The following is a 14,330-nucleotide window of genomic DNA, read 5'->3' as shown; positions in this document are numbered from 1 at the left end:
TTGTGAAAAAACTCTTGATTACGACGGGCTTTTTTCTTACCTACGCCCTTGCCCAAAGTCGCACGTGCCTGTGGGTGTCCGCCGACCCTCGATTAGGTGAGGGTATCGGTAAGGTACCTGGAACTAACCCCTCCAGTCGCTATTCCGGCCAACCGGGAAATGCGAGGACATCTTGAAGCAACGACGGTGCGGGCCTTTCTGGTGTCTGCCGGCTTTCCAACAGCCGGGGTTACTGAAGAGGCACACCTTCATTGCCGGAAGTGCGGTTGGGTTACCCCCTCCAATCCATGGCAGACAAAGCCGAATTGAAGCCTAGGCGGGCTTTGATTCACCGTTCGCGCATCGAGCGCATGCGTGGTTCCGGGGTCTCCACCGGCTGGTTCCAGAGCATGTGCGCGTATGCCCTTTGTCCTCCGCGAAAGCGGGGCATCTTGGATCAGGGGAATATGGCCATGACCACGGCTCGCATCATCGACTTCATCAACACCCGACGACCGGAAGGCCCGTGCCTTGTTGTCGACCTCGACGTCGTGCGCAACAATTTCAAGGCTTTCCGCCACGCGATGCCGGATAGCTCGATCTATTATGCGGTCAAGGCAAACCCGGCGCCGGAAATCCTGCGCCTGCTCGCCGGCATGGGCTCCTCCTTCGATTGCGCGTCCGTCGCCGAAATCGAAATGGCGCTCGACGCCGGTGCGACCGCAAGCCGCGTCTCCTACGGCAACACGATCAAGAAAGAGCGCGACATTGCCCGCGCCCACGCGCTCGGGGTGAACCTGTTTGCGGTCGACAGCCACGAGGAAGTCGAGAAGGTTGCCCGCGCAGCCCCCGGCGCCCGCGTGTTCTGCCGCGTCCTGACCGATGGCGAAGGCGCCGAATGGCCGCTGTCGCGCAAGTTCGGCTGCGTCCCGCAGATGGCCGTCGACGTGCTCGTCTACGCTCATCAGCATGGCCTCGTTTCCTACGGCGTCTCGTTCCATGTCGGTTCGCAGATGACGAAGCTGGATGCCTGGGATGCAGCGCTCTCTGATGCCAAGCGCGTCTTCGTGCAGCTGGCCAAGCAGGGCATCGAGCTCAAGATGGTCAACATGGGCGGTGGCTTCCCGACGAAGTACCTGAAGGACGTGCCGACGGCGGAAGCTTACGGCCAGGCGATCTTCGGTGCCTTGAAGAAGCACTTCGGCAACCACATCCCGGAAACGATCATCGAGCCCGGTCGCGGCATGGTCGGCAATGCCGGCGTGATCAAGGCGGAAGTCGTTCTCGTTTCGAAGAAGTCGGACAACGACGCCCATCGCTGGGTGTTCCTGGACATCGGCAAGTTCGGCGGTCTCGCCGAGACCATGGACGAGGCGATCCGCTACCCGATCCGCACGGCGCGCGACACCGACGAAATGGAACCTTGCGTTCTCGCCGGCCCGACCTGCGATTCGGCCGACGTGCTCTACGAGAAGAACATGTATCCGCTGCCGATCACGCTTTCGATCGGTGACGAGGTTCTGATCGAAGGCACCGGTGCCTATACGACGACCTACTCGGCCGTCGCCTTCAACGGCTTTGAGCCGCTGAAGGCCTATGTGATCTGATCCGGCTGCTCCCGTCTTCAAGCGGGAGCGCCACTTCACAATTATCGTTCGGTCCGCCTGAAGCGGTTTTGATGACGGGAGGCCCCGATGGCCGCTGTTGTTGACGCCCTGCGCGCGTTTTTCGCGCCCACTACATTTGTAATCGATGCCGAGAATCCGGGCGACGTCGTCGCGCGCGAGAACCTGCTCGACCGCGCCATGGGGCCGGAGCGGCGTCGCAAGTCGTCGGAGAAGCTGCGCAGCGGCCGGCTGCCGGCCGAAGGCCTTGCCTTCGTCGCCCGCGATGTCGACGGCCACGTGATCGGCACCGTGCGCCTCTGGAACGTCGAGGCCGGCGTCAGCCGCGAAGGCCATGCCGTGCCGGCGCTGCTGCTCGGCCCGCTCGCCGTCGACCCGGCGCATGAGGGCAAGGGCATAGGCGCCATGCTGATGCGCGCTGCCATCGAAGACGCCAAGAACCGCGGCCATGGCGCGATCCTGCTCGTCGGCGACGCGGCCTACTACGAGCGCTTCGGCTTCTTTGCCAGCCGCACCCAGCATCTCGTCATGCCGGGTCCGTTCGAACGCGACCGGTTCCTGGCGCTCGAGCTTCGCGACAGCTGGCTCGAGGGTGCTGCCGGCCTGATCGTCGCCAGCGGCCGCAAGCTCGCCATGCCGCCGGTTCGCCGCGCCGCCTGAGATCGCTTTCCGTCGCCAACCCTGCGGTGACGGATTTTTCGCTGCTCCCTCGCTGGTTCGATCTGATCGGCGAGGGGGCAGACGCGTGCCATGCCGGGCGCTCCCTGCTGATGGGTTCGTGATCTTCCTTGACAATGCGGTGTCGCTGACCTGACCTTGCGGACAAGGCCTTACCGCAAGCCGGTGGGCCCCGTTGCAAGCGGATGGAAGTCTCGCGCATGGATCCGTTCATTTTCGGGGCAGCGACCCTGCTGCCCTTTCTTTTGACATCCTTCATCATCGAACTGACGCCGGGGCCGAACATGGCGTACCTCGCCATGGTCGCGGCCTCGGAGGGGCGCAGGCCCGGCATGGCGACCGTCGCCGGCGTGGCGCTGGGCCTCGCGATCGTCGGCTTTGCCGCCTCCTTCGGCGTTGCCGAGTTCGTCGGTCGGTCGGACATGCTCTATGGAGCGCTTCGCTGGGCAGGTGTCGGCTTCCTGCTCTATCTCGCCTTCGAAGCCTGGAATGGTGACGGTGAGGAGGCGGGGCCGAGCGGCAAGCCCGCATTCTTCTATTTCCGGCGCGGCCTGATCACCAATCTGCTCAATCCGAAGGCGGCGCTGTTCTTCGTCACCGTGCTTCCGACCTTCGTCGACGATACCCGGCCGCTATTGCCGCAGAACCTGACGCTTGCCGCGCTCTATGTGGGTGTTGCGACCGCGGTTCACGCCGCGATCGTGCTTCTGGCCGGGGCGTTGGAGCCGGTGCTCAACTCGCCGGCACGCGAACGGCTGGTGCGGCGCGTGCTCGCACTGATGCTTGCGGCCGTCGCGATCTGGTTCGGCTGGTCGACGCGCCGCTAGGACGGATCAGGACGTACTCTGCGTCTCGCGGGCGTCGTAGCAGACGAAGGCCAGCTTGTTGCCGTCGGGATCGCGCACATAGGCAGCATAGAAGCCATCGCCATATTGCGGGCGGAAACCCGGTTTTCCCTCTTCGCTGCCGCCGCGCGCCATGGCTGTTTCGAACAGCCGGTCGATCACGCCGGCGCTCTCCACCAGGAAGGCAGTCATGGCGCCGTTGCCGACGGAGGCCGTCCCGCCGTCAAAGGGATGGCAGGCAAAGAAACGCGGCGCCTTGTCATCGTCCTTTCGACCCCAGGAGGAAACCTGCTCGTCGCAATAGCAGCGCTCCTGGCCGATCAGCGCCATCACCGGATCATAGAAGCGCTCGGCGCGCCTCAGGTCCGCCGTTCCGACCATCGTATAGCCGATCATGCCTGTCTCCTCGTCCTGCCTGTTTGGGTGGCAAGTCGTCTCACACCTCTATCGGCGGTGCAACAGCGCGATCTGCATCAGAAGGACCCGCCGATGCGTGCGACGATGGTGTTGGCGCTGTAGTCCTGCGTCGGGTCGGTTTCCCGTTGCAGCGAATGGGAATACTCGATTTCGAGCTGCGGCTTCTCTTCTGGGCCGAGCAGCAGCTTTGCGGTGACGGTCTCGGTCTTCCGGTCGTAGAGATAGTAATAGTAGGTGGCGCGGCTGACCTCGTAGCCGAGGCTTGCCTTGATCCAGGGATTGAAGCGCTGCGCGATCGAAGCGGAGATGGTGCGGGTGAGTTCGGCGACCGCATCGTCGATGTCGTCGATGGCGATGTCCTGCCGGAAGCCGCTGCCGATTTCGAAGCCGCCGGATGTTTCCCATTTGGCTTCGGCTCGCAGATAGGGCTCGGTGTAGCGACTGGTATCGCCGAGATTGTCGCTCATCAGCGTGATCAGGCCGGCCTCGCCGACGAGGGTCAGGCCGTTGTCGAACTGTCGCGCATAGGCAATCGAGCCGCGCAGCGTCGTCGCCGGGAAGCGGACGAAGCTGTTCTGTTCGTCGCCGGGAATGATCGAGCGGTTATATTCGACGCACAGGCAAAGCTCGCCGCCGCCGACGGTGCGGTAGTGGCTGGCGCCGAAGGTCGCAAGGGCGACGTCCGGGTCGAGCTTGGTGGGGCGGATGAGATCGGTGGTGAACTCGGCGATGCCGCGCCGGCGCTCGTCGTATTTCGCCGAGAAGGCAGTCTTGCCGCCAAGGCCTTCGGCCGTGACCTTGGCCGCCGCCTGGGTCGAATAATCGATCGTGCGGTAGCCGATGATGTTGTTCGGCAGCTTGAGGAAGAGGTCGCCGGAATCGTTGCGGATGGCGGCGCCCTCGAGTTCGACCAGCAGGTTCTTTCCGATCGGGAAGGAATAGCCGAGCGTGCCGCCGGTCAAATGCGTGTCGGCAAAACGGTAGTCGGTGATCCGGCGCTCGAACTGCCGGATGCCGTAGCTGAGCTTGCCGTCACCGAGCTCGAGGCTGCCGCGTAACCCCAGCCGACCTTCCCAGAATGGTCCGGAAAGCACCTGCGGGTCCTCGAAGATATTGCTGCTGTGGCCGTAGCCGGCGGAGTAATCGAGCGTGGTTTCACTGGCCGCCGGAAAGGCTGTCGCGAGAACAACAAGAGTGACTACGACGGCCGGGAATGGTCGCATCCCCTCTTCCTCAATCGATGCCTTTATAAGTATATGATGGAGTTACGTGGTTAATAAAACTTTATGTTGTAATTAGCTGTGTCGAATATTCCCGGTGCCATGCCCAAATGCTTCGTCGGAAGATCCGGCCCTGGCGCTCGTTAGAATTGAAGTTGTTATGCTTAACTGTTTATTATGATTTGCTTTCTTAATTGATTACTGAAATGTTAATTGTACTCTCTTGGTTGTGTACAGCAGGTACACGTCCAACAGGAGGTAACCCCATGACGATCAAGACAGTTTGCATCGCATTCGCAGTTGTGGCCGCCACTGTGTCCCAGGCGTCGGCCGGTGGCCTGTCGCTGGGTGTTCTGTCCGGCAAGAACGTCAACGTGCTCAACGGCGGCATCGCCAATGGCATCGTCGTCGCACCGAAGGTCGATGTCGGCGATGTGCTTTCCGACAACAGCATCCTCAACAAGTCGTTGAACGGCGTTCTCTCCGGCAACGATCTCGACCTTGGCCTCGGCATCCTGTCGAACAACGGCGGCAAACAGCGCCGCCACTAAAGGGCAACGGGAAAGCGGCGCGGTTTTCCGCCCCGATCCCGCAATCGCTCCGGGGTTTGCTTCGAAACGCGTTCGAACCGATCACCCGTCAACACTTGCACTGTGATCCGTGACGCAGGGATGTAGGGAAGAGCCTTCAGGGTGTTCTTCTCTGCCGCGGGTCTCGTGTGCCTCAAGTCTGGAAGCGGATGGTGTCCTCGGCACCATCCGCTTTTTCACGCGCGCTATTTTCCGCCGAGAAAGGCACGCCCGCGGCCGGACAGGCGATAGCCGACATCGAGGCTTTCGGTGAGGCCGAGCTCCTTCAGTTTGCGGATGCGCGCCTTGAGCTTCAGTTTTTCCATCCCGATGGCGACGCTCAGCTCCGCCGCAGTCGTTCCGTCACGGGCGGCGATCAGCTGCAACACCGGACGGGTCCAGGCCATGCCGGCGCTGTCGTCGAAGCGCGCGAGCTTGCGGTCGATTTCTGCCCGCCCTTCATCGTCGAGGTCGGCCGCGTCCCGCAGGGCGATGCGTGGGTCGTCGCCGGCCCGGTGGAAGGCGATGCGGTAGCAGCGTCCTTCTGTGCGCGCGGCCAGCTCCCCAACAAGGGCGGCGCGATCGGCAAAGCCGGCCTTGCGGGCATCGCTGTCGGTAATCGCGCCTTCCTCGATCTCGTCAACGGCATCGATGGCGAGAACACCGACTGCGGTGCGCAAGCTACCGCCGGCCTTGACCGTCGGCTTGATCCAGCGCCGGAAGGCCAAGGTCACGTCACCGCTGGCGATGCCAGAGAGCGCGTTTTGGCGAAACAGCATTTCAGGCGGTGGCGCGGCGATAGAGGGCGAGTGAGCCGGCGAGCGCCAGCAACGCGCCGCCGCAGAGGCGGTCAAGCCAGACGGCGCCGGAACGCTTGAGGAAGGCTGCTGCCTTCGCGCCGAGTAGCGCATAGCCGAACATCACGATGAAATCGACGGCTGCGAAGACGAGCGCAAGCATGGCGTATTGCGACGCCTGTGATGCCGCCGGATCGATGAACTGCGGCAGGAAGGCGGTAAAGAACAGATAGCCCTTGGGATTGGTGACGGCGACCAGGAAGCTTTTGAGGAAGATCGCGGCGGAGGAAACGGGAGCGGCACCGCCGGCTTCGTTTGCCACCTGGATCGTCCCTTTCGACCGCAGCAGCATGATGCCGAGAAAGGCCAGATAGCCCGCACCCAGCCACTTGACGACGGTGAACCAGAATTCGGAAGCCGCCAGCAGCGCGCCGAGGCCAAGCGCGACCGCGCCGATCAGCACGAAATCGGAGAGCACGGCGCCGACCATGCCGGCCGTTGCCCGCCGCACGCCGTAGCGTGATCCATTGGTGAGTGCGAGCAGGACCGTCGGGCCCGGTGTCGCGATGCCGATGAAGGCAACCAGCGCGAATGCGAGTATCGTCATTTCGGTCATCACGTCCTCCTCCGTCGTCTCCGGTAGTCGTCCCACAGCTTCTGCGCGTGCGCAATCGTCTTTCGCGCGGACGCCGGTTCAGCGGTATGTTTGACAGCCGAAGCGGCATCCCCTATGGAAGCGGCAGGGTGAAGGTCCCTGCCGTCCGCGAGCGTCATGCTTTGGTGAAGTCCTTCTTTTGAGACACGGTCAGCCGAAACGGCATGCGAACCGGTGGCAATGCGGGCTCCCCTCTTCAAGGAATGCATGCCGCTGCAGGAGACCTTCTCATGACGCGCGGATCAAACCCGCTTCCTTCGCTCGACGCCCTGAAAGACCAGGCCAAGCGTCTGCGCACCCGCCTTGCATCCGAAGGCGAAACCATCGGCCATTCCCGCTCGCTCGAACTGATCGCCGCCCAGTACGGCTATCGCGACTGGAACACGCTGCACGCCGCTGTCGGCAACCGTCCGCCGTTCAATCCCTGGATGCTCGGATCCCGCGTGAAGGGGCGCTATCTCGGCCAGGCCTTCGAGGGTGAGATCCTTTCGGTGCAGGCGCTGACGGCGCAGCCGGGGCGCTACCGCCTGACGATGAAGTTCGATGCACCGGTCGACGTCGTCACGTTCGACAGCTTCTCGGCCTTCCGCCAGCGGGTCACGGCGACGGTGGACGAGAACGGCCGTACGATCGAAAAAACCTCCAACGGGGTGCCGCAACTCGAACTTGAATGGTGAGGCGCGACCACCGCCTGCCGAGGCCATGCGGACATGTCCGTTTCCGGTCCGGCGCCGAAGTCCAACCCAACGTCCCCGAAGCTGCGCGCTTTCCGGGGACGTTTTCGTTTCAGGGTCGCTGACAGGGTGTCGCCCAGAGCGCGCGGTCCTGCCGGCCCCTGCGGACCGTCACGCGTGCCCGAGTCAGTTGCGAATGGGTTGCATTTGCATTATTCATGTTGTTGCAAATGATTTGCAGAAGCATGTGGCTCGTTGCTGGCCCCGGTCAGGCGCAGTGCGGGTGCGCGTTACCCAATGAGGGAGAGGGGCGAATATGGACAAGCCGACAAGACCGGACCTGCTGCGAAGGCGCAGCCTGCTGATGGGCGGGCTGGCGGCAGCGGGCGGAACGGCGATCTGCACCAGCGCCGCCCTGGGACAACAACAGGCAAGCCATGTCGGTCATGCCACGCCATCGGGAGCGGCGGGACAGGAGCCGATGCCCGCCATGGGGCATGGCGCGATGATGACGGTCGGAGAGGTCGATAGCGCCGTCAACGGCTTCGACCCGACGGACATGCTGACCGACTGGGATACCGGCACGGTTTCGACGCTGCCGGACGGACGGACGCTGCGCACCTTCGAGATGACGGCGGAGGACCGCGAGATCGAGATCGCGCCCGGCATCAAATTTCCCGCCTGGACCTATAACGGCCGGGTTCCCGGCCCGGCGCTTCGGGCCAAGGAAGGCGAGCGGCTCCGGATCGTTTTCCGCAACTACGCGTCACATCCGCACTCGATCCATTTCCACGGTATTCACGCGGCACGTATGGATGGTGTGCCGGGTGCCGGCATGGTCGATCCCGGTGACGAGTTTATCTATGAGTTCGATGCCAAGCCCTTCGGCTGCCATCTCTACCATTGCCACGCGATGCCGCTGCGCCGGCATATCCACAAGGGCATGTACGGTGCCTTCGTCATCGATCCGGACCCGGACCGCCGGCCGGAGCATGTGGAGGTCGCCCGCTCCAGACTGTTCGGAACACCGGAGAATGCCGGCTGGCAGGAACTGGTGATGGTGATGAACGCCTTCGACACCAATTTCGATGCCGAGAACGAATTCTACGCGGTCAACACCGTCGCGCACGCCTTCATGAAGCGGCCGATCCGGATCGTGAAGGGCAAGCCGGTGCGCATCTATCTCGTCAACGTCATCGAGTTCGATCCGATCAACTCCTTCCACCTGCACGCCAATTTCTTCGACTATTACGATCAGGGAACGACGCTGACGCCGACGTTGAGGACGGTCGATCTCATCACCCAGTGCCAGGCGCAGCGCGGCATCCTCGAGTTCACCTTTGCCGAGCACGAACCCGGGCTCTACATGTTTCACCCGCACCAGACCGAGTTCACCGAACTCGGCTGGGTCGGCATGTTCGATGTGGTGGAGGCGCTTGCATGAACGAGATGCCAAGAGCTGCCCTTCGCGCGGCAAAGACCAACCTGGTGTGGCTGGCATTGCCTCTCATCGTCTTTGGCATCGCCGTTGCCTGGCTCGTATCGACCGATCCGTTGTCGGGCTTCCGCAACGGTGCGCCGCCTGTCGAAAATCTCACCTTCGAAAGGACCGTGCTCGACGATAGCGGTCTCAGTCTGCTTGTTCGTGCAGGCGGATCGGAGCCGATGACGGTGGCGCAGGTCCAGGTGGACGACGCCTATTGGCAATTCACCCAGGATCCGCCGGGGCCGATCGCGCGTGGCGGGGCCGCATGGCTGAAGCTGCCGTTTCCCTGGATGCTGGGCGAGGCGCATGCCGTGAAGGTGGTGACCGACACCGGCGCCACCTTTGCGCATGACATAGCGGTTGCCGTGCCGACGCCCCAGGCGACGACGGGCCAGTTGCGGCTGCAAGCCCTGGTCGGCATCATCGTCGGCATCGTGCCCGTGGCCGTCGGCCTGATGTTCTATCCGGTCCTGCGTGGCGTTGGGCGCGAGGGCATGGCCTTCCTGCTGTCGCTGACGATCGGCCTGCTCGGCTTCCTGCTGGTCGATGCCAGCGGCGAGGCGCTCGAGCTTGCCGGCGAGGCGGCGGCGATCTTCCAGGGGTCCGTCATGGTGGTGCTGGCAGGCCTGGGCAGTTTCCTCCTGCTGATGGCAATCGGCCGGCGTAGCGGCGCCCCGACCGGGCTGGCGCTCTCCACCTACATCGCGCTCGGCATCGGCCTGCACAATCTTGGCGAGGGGTTGGCGATCGGCGCCGCCTTTGCGGCCGGCTCGGCCGGGCTCGGCACCTTCCTCGTGCTCGGCTTTGCGCTCCACAATGTCACCGAGGGCATCGGCATCGCCGCGCCGATCCTGAAGAAGAGGCCGCCGTTCCCGGTCTTCGCCGGCTTGACGCTGCTTGCTGGCGGTCCAGCCGTCATCGGCATGTGGCTCGGCAGTCTTGCGACGTCGGCGCAGTGGTCGGCGCTGGCGCTGGCGGTCGGGGCTGGTGCGATCCTGCAGGTTATCGTCGAGGTTGGCGCCTATCTGATGCGCCAGAACGATCGGCGGGGCGATGTCTTCCTGACGCCGCCGGTTCTGGCGGGTCTCGCGGCCGGTGCGGCCTTCATGTATGTCACCGCGGCGCTGGTGAAGATCTGACGGTCAATAGGATGGGTCAGACGATCGTCTGGTCCATCTCCGCCGCCGGAATTTCATCGACGCGATGGATGCGCACGACGGTTGCCGGCACGCCCGCGACGGTGGTGCGCGGCGGAACGGTCTTGAGGACGACGCTACCGGCGGCGACCTTGCTATAGGCGCCGACCTCGATATTGCCGAGGATCTTGGCGCCGGCGCCAAGCATAACGCCGCGGCGGATCTTCGGGTGGCGGTCTCCGGTGTCCTTGCCGGTGCCGCCGAGCGTGACGTTCTGCAGGATCGAGACTTGATCTTCGATGACCGAGGTTTCGCCGATGACGATGCCGGAGCCATGGTCGAGCATGACAGCCTTGCCAATGCAGGCGGCCGGATGGATGTCGGGTCCGAAGACGAGCGAGGCGAGGTTCGAAAGCCAGCTCGCGACCTCGCGGCGGCCATCGACCCAGAGCTGGTGGGCCGCGCGATAGATCTGTAGCGCCTGAAAGCCCTTGAGGTTCAACAACACATGCATGAGGCCCGGGCAGGCCGGGTCACGCTCTTTCACTGCCTGAAGGTCGGCTTCTGTCGCCAGCAGGATCTGAGGGTTTGCCTTGAAGATGCCGGCGAGCAGTTGCGCAAGCGAGCGTTCGTCGACGCGCGCGACGGTCAAGCCGGCCGCAAGCACGCCGGCCAGCAACTCGGCATCTGACCCGGCGTCGATGATCGGCATCAGGGAGGGTGCCATGACCGGTTCACGGGCGGCAAGCGCGCGCGCTTCCGCCCGGATCAGGCTCCAGACCGCGCCGTCGGCAAGCGGTGTGGCGAGCGAGCCTTCGTAGCGCTGCGTCTCAATCAATGCGGTCATGCGCCACCCGTCAGCCGGCGATATCGACGACGCCGCAATCACCCTCGGCCGAGCCGAAGGCGAGCTGCCGGCCATCCTTGTTCCAGGCCATAGCGGTGATCGCGCCCTTGCCGGGGCGGCGCAGAAGCACTTCCTTGCTGTCGGCAAAGCGGGCGCCGAGGATCATGCCGTCCTGGTAGCCGATGGCGACGATGTCTTCGGCCGGATGGCAGCAGACGGAGGTCACCATGATGTCGGCGCGGGTGCCGAGTTCGAGCGGCGCCTTGCCCATCGGCCCGTCCTTGCCCTGGAAGGGCCAGACGATCGCGGCCGGCGCGCCCGAGGAGGCGAGCCACTTGCCTTTGGCCGACCAAGAGACCGACTTCACCTTCGCCGGATAGCCGGTCATGCGCATGTGGCGGGCCTCAGTGCCGGGCTTGGCATCGAGCTTCCAGCCATGCAGCGCGTTTTCCTGCATGGTGGTGACGAGAAAGCGGCCATCGGGCGAGAAGGTGACGCCGGTATGGGCGCCTTTCCATTCGAGATCGATCGGCTGGCCGGACATGCCGACCCAGTGCAGCGAGACGCCGTTGTAGCGGGCGGCGGCGATGCGCAGACCCTTCGGCGCGAAGGCCAAGCCCTCGACGGTGCGGTCTTCGGCAAATTCCTTCGTCGCGCCGTCTGCAAGCCTCACGTGCGTGGTCTTGCCATAGGCATAGCCAACGGCGCCTTGCGGGCCGGCGGCAACCTGGGCGATCCACTTGCGCGGCGCTTCGGCGACGAGCGACGTCGTGCCGTCGGCGGCGGTGCGCATGACCTTGCCATCTTCGCCGCCGGTCAGCAGCGTGTCGTTGGCTTCGTCGACGACGAGCGACAACAGGCCCTCATGGACCTCCGTCGTCTTGTGGCCGAGATCGAGGCGGTGAATGGCGCCGGTTGCTTCGGCGAAGAAGGGGACGCCTTTGAGAAAGGCCACGCCGACGACGTGACCTTCAAGATCGAGGGGAGCGACTGTCGGCATCAGTTCGGCTGCGCCTCGCAGGCCTTGAACGTGCGCTCGAGCTTTTCGCGGTCGAGATCACGGCCGATGAAGACGAGGCGGCTTTCCCGCTTTTCGCCTTCCTTCCACGCGCGCTGGTGATCGCCCTCGATGATCATGTGTACGCCCTGAACGACGTAACGCTCGGCGTCGCCGGCAAAAGCGATGATGCCCTTGAGACGCAGGATGTTCGGGCCGTCCGTCTGGGTGATCTTCTGGATCCAGGGGAAGAAGCGATCCGGGTTCATCTCGCCGCCGCGCAGCGAGATCGACTGTACCGTCACGTCGTGGATCGGCGACGGGGCATCGTGGTGGTGATGATGGTCGTGATCGTGGTCATGATCATGATGGTGGTGGTCGTGATCATGGTGGTGATGGTGATGATCGTGGCCGCAGTCGGGACCGCAGGTGTGATCGTGTTCGTGATCGTCCTGGTCGAGGAAATGCGGATCGTTTTCGAGCGCCCGTTCGAGGTTGAAGGCGCCCTGGTCGAGAACCTTGGCGAGATCGATGTCTGAACGCTGGGTGCGGTAAATGCGGGCCGACGGATTGATGACGCGTACGGTCGCTTCGATGCGCTCCAGTTCCTCGGGCGTGACGAGGTCGGTCTTGTTGAGCAGAACGACATCGGCGAAGGCGATCTGGTCTTCGGCCTCACGGCTGTCCTTGAGGCGCAGCGGCAGGTGCTTGGCGTCGACCAGTGCAACGACGGCGTCGAGCTCGGTCTTGGCGCGCACATCGTCGTCCATGAAGAAGGTCTGGGCAACCGGGACCGGATCGGCAAGGCCTGTCGTCTCGACGATGATCGCGTCGAAGCGGCCGGGGCGGCGCATCAGGCCTTCCACCACGCGGATCAAGTCGCCGCGCACGGTGCAGCAGACGCAGCCGTTGTTCATCTCGTAGATTTCCTCGTCGGATTCCACGATCAGGTCGTTGTCGATGCCGATCTCGCCGAACTCGTTGACGATGACCGCGTATTTGCGGCCATGGTTCTCGCTGAGGATGCGGTTCAAAAGCGTCGTCTTGCCGGCGCCGAGATAGCCGGTGAGCACGGTGACGGGGATCGGCTTCTGCGGGGATGTTTCGGTCATGGGAACCTCTGGGATTTCCGGATGCGGGAGCAGGCATCCTAGTCGCGTCTCATATAGGAGATGCGGCGGCGATGCGCAAATGGCGCAGGCGATTTTGCCGGTCGGGCGGCGTTGATCGCTGCGGTCCCGATAACCCTCCTTTCATCAAGATCGGCGAGAGTGCGGGGCATATCGAAGGGGTGCGCACGTGAAGACGATTTCCATCAACGGCCGGTTCCTGACCCAGCCGCTTACCGGCGTGCAGCGCTTCGCCCGCGAGATGACCCGGGCGCTGGATCACCGCATCGCATCGGGCGCCGTGCCGCATGCGCTGAAGGACGTGCGCTGGCGGCTGCTTGCGCCCGGAAAGGCTGTCGACGATCTCGGCCTCGAGGCGATTTCGGTGGAGCGCTTCGGCTCCGGCCCAGGCCATCTCTGGGAGCAGGGACCACTCTTCTGGCGGTCGCGCCGCGACACGCTCATCGGCTTCGGCGGCAGCGGACCGGTGCTGCATGGCGACCAGGTGGTGGTGATCCACGACGTCACGCTCTTTCGCCATCCGGCCTCCTTTGGTCGAGGCTACCGAATGTTCCACGGAGCGCTCGGCTATCTTCTAACGCGACGGGCCAAAATCGGTACGGTCTCGAACTTCTCGCGCAAGGAACTTGCCGAGGTCTTCCGCGTACCCTCGGCCGGTATCGACGTGATCTACAATGCAACCGACCACTTCGCGGGCCTTCAGCCTGATGACGGCGTCATCGCGCGGCTCGGGCTTGCCGACACGCCCTTCTTCCTCCTGGTCGGCACGCTGAAGCCCAACAAGAATGTCGAGTTTGCCGTGCGCGCTTTCGAGGCCCTTGGCGGCGATCACAAGCTGGTCGTGGTGGGTGGCACCGACCCATCGGTGTTTCGCGATATCGCGCCGACATCGAAGGGCAATCTGATCTTTCCCGGACGTCTGACCGACGAGGAGATCGCCGCGCTGCAGCGCCGCGCCGTCGCCTTCGTCTTTCCGAGCCTCTACGAAGGCTTCGGCATCCCGCCGCTCGAGGCGATGACGCAAGGCTGCCCGGTGCTTGCCGCCGACATTCCACCGGTGCGCGAGGCCTGCGGCGATGCGGTGCGCTACTTCGATCCTTTGAAGACCGAAACGCTGGTCGAGGCCATGCGAACGATCTCCACCGACGCGCCTTTGCGCCGCGAGTTGGCGCAGGCCGGTCACGACAATGCCAAGCGCTTTTCCTGGGATGGAAGTGCGGTGGTGCTGCTCAACATGCTGGCGGCGCAGCGAGCCTGATCCGCTCGCGCCCAGGC

General features: G+C 63.9%; 15 protein-coding genes. 8 read left to right on the top strand and 7 right to left on the bottom strand.

The window, feature by feature from the left end:
- Positions 1-446 precede the first annotated feature (446 nt).
- The 3 genes from odc2 to M2267_RS12095 all read left to right on the top strand — a co-directional run bounded on the left by odc2 (position 447) and on the right by M2267_RS12095 (position 3,109).
- Positions 447-1,586, top strand: a complete 1,140-nt coding sequence (odc2, locus tag M2267_RS12105) for an ornithine/lysine decarboxylase (protein ID WP_246764948.1) — start codon at positions 447-449, stop codon at positions 1,584-1,586.
- Between the two features lie 87 nt (positions 1,587-1,673).
- On the top strand, positions 1,674-2,264 hold the full coding sequence (locus tag M2267_RS12100) for a GNAT family N-acetyltransferase (RefSeq protein WP_429114750.1): 591 nt from the start codon (positions 1,674-1,676) through the stop codon (positions 2,262-2,264).
- Between the two features lie 218 nt (positions 2,265-2,482).
- The gene (locus M2267_RS12095; RefSeq protein WP_043619555.1) at positions 2,483-3,109 is read left to right on the top strand and encodes a LysE family translocator; all 627 of its coding nucleotides are present in this window, start codon (positions 2,483-2,485) and stop codon (positions 3,107-3,109) included.
- Positions 3,110-3,115: 6 nt separating this feature from the next.
- Here the strand turns inward: M2267_RS12095 and M2267_RS12090 are convergent, their stop codons facing one another.
- Positions 3,116-3,523: a VOC family protein gene (locus tag M2267_RS12090; protein ID WP_402325593.1), complete on the bottom strand. Its 408-nt coding sequence runs from the start codon at positions 3,521-3,523 to the stop codon at positions 3,116-3,118.
- 77 nt (positions 3,524-3,600) lie between these two features.
- Positions 3,601-4,767: a hypothetical protein gene (locus M2267_RS12085; RefSeq protein ID WP_429114749.1), complete on the bottom strand. Its 1,167-nt coding sequence runs from the start codon at positions 4,765-4,767 to the stop codon at positions 3,601-3,603.
- A 263-nt stretch (positions 4,768-5,030) separates the two neighbouring features.
- Between M2267_RS12085 and M2267_RS12080 the strand changes: the two genes are divergently transcribed.
- Positions 5,031-5,315 carry a hypothetical protein gene (locus tag M2267_RS12080; protein ID WP_043619526.1) on the top strand — a complete coding sequence of 95 codons (285 nt, stop codon included), beginning with the start codon at positions 5,031-5,033 and terminating at the stop codon, positions 5,313-5,315.
- A gap of 224 nt (positions 5,316-5,539) precedes the next feature.
- Here the strand turns inward: M2267_RS12080 and M2267_RS12075 are convergent, their stop codons facing one another.
- Entirely contained in the window at positions 5,540-6,112 is a 573-nt protein-coding gene (locus M2267_RS12075) for a hypothetical protein (protein ID WP_429114748.1), read from the bottom strand.
- A gap of 1 nt (position 6,113) precedes the next feature.
- Positions 6,114-6,746, bottom strand: coding sequence for a LysE family translocator (locus M2267_RS12070; RefSeq protein ID WP_429114747.1), 633 nt, complete (start codon positions 6,744-6,746; stop codon positions 6,114-6,116).
- A gap of 269 nt (positions 6,747-7,015) precedes the next feature.
- Between M2267_RS12070 and M2267_RS12065 the strand changes: the two genes are divergently transcribed.
- From M2267_RS12065 to M2267_RS12055, 3 genes are all read left to right on the top strand, one after another.
- Positions 7,016-7,462 carry a glyoxalase superfamily protein gene (locus M2267_RS12065; protein WP_429114814.1) on the top strand — a complete coding sequence of 149 codons (447 nt, stop codon included), beginning with the start codon at positions 7,016-7,018 and terminating at the stop codon, positions 7,460-7,462.
- A gap of 313 nt (positions 7,463-7,775) precedes the next feature.
- Positions 7,776-8,903 carry a multicopper oxidase domain-containing protein gene (locus M2267_RS12060; RefSeq protein ID WP_429114746.1) on the top strand — a complete coding sequence of 376 codons (1,128 nt, stop codon included), beginning with the start codon at positions 7,776-7,778 and terminating at the stop codon, positions 8,901-8,903.
- Positions 8,900-10,084, top strand: coding sequence for a metal transporter (locus tag M2267_RS12055; RefSeq protein ID WP_429114745.1), 1,185 nt, complete (start codon positions 8,900-8,902; stop codon positions 10,082-10,084). Before M2267_RS12060 ends, M2267_RS12055 begins: the two co-directional genes overlap by 4 nt.
- A gap of 16 nt (positions 10,085-10,100) precedes the next feature.
- On the opposite strand, the gene cysE is transcribed toward M2267_RS12055, so the two are convergent.
- Genes cysE through M2267_RS12040 form a run of 3 tightly spaced genes read right to left on the bottom strand, consistent with a single transcriptional unit; the run spans position 10,101 to position 13,037 of the window.
- Positions 10,101-10,928 carry a serine O-acetyltransferase gene (cysE, locus tag M2267_RS12050; RefSeq protein WP_429114744.1) on the bottom strand — a complete coding sequence of 276 codons (828 nt, stop codon included), beginning with the start codon at positions 10,926-10,928 and terminating at the stop codon, positions 10,101-10,103.
- Positions 10,929-10,938: 10 nt separating this feature from the next.
- Positions 10,939-11,928 carry a WD40 repeat domain-containing protein gene (locus tag M2267_RS12045; protein WP_429114743.1) on the bottom strand — a complete coding sequence of 330 codons (990 nt, stop codon included), beginning with the start codon at positions 11,926-11,928 and terminating at the stop codon, positions 10,939-10,941.
- Complete coding sequence (locus M2267_RS12040; RefSeq protein ID WP_429114742.1) at positions 11,928-13,037, bottom strand: CobW family GTP-binding protein; 1,110 nt, start codon at positions 13,035-13,037, stop codon at positions 11,928-11,930. The genes M2267_RS12045 and M2267_RS12040 overlap by 1 nt, the downstream gene beginning before the upstream one ends.
- A gap of 187 nt (positions 13,038-13,224) precedes the next feature.
- Between M2267_RS12040 and M2267_RS12035 the strand changes: the two genes are divergently transcribed.
- A complete protein-coding gene (locus M2267_RS12035) occupies positions 13,225-14,313 on the top strand; it encodes a glycosyltransferase family 4 protein (RefSeq protein ID WP_429114741.1) in 1,089 nt (362 codons plus the stop codon).
- Positions 14,314-14,330 lie beyond the last annotated feature (17 nt).

Origin of the sequence: Ensifer sp. KUDG1 (assembly GCF_050434285.1) — a bacterium.
Taxonomy (GTDB): domain Bacteria; phylum Pseudomonadota; class Alphaproteobacteria; order Rhizobiales; family Rhizobiaceae; genus Ensifer.
This window is presented reverse-complemented; position numbering and strand designations above follow the sequence as displayed.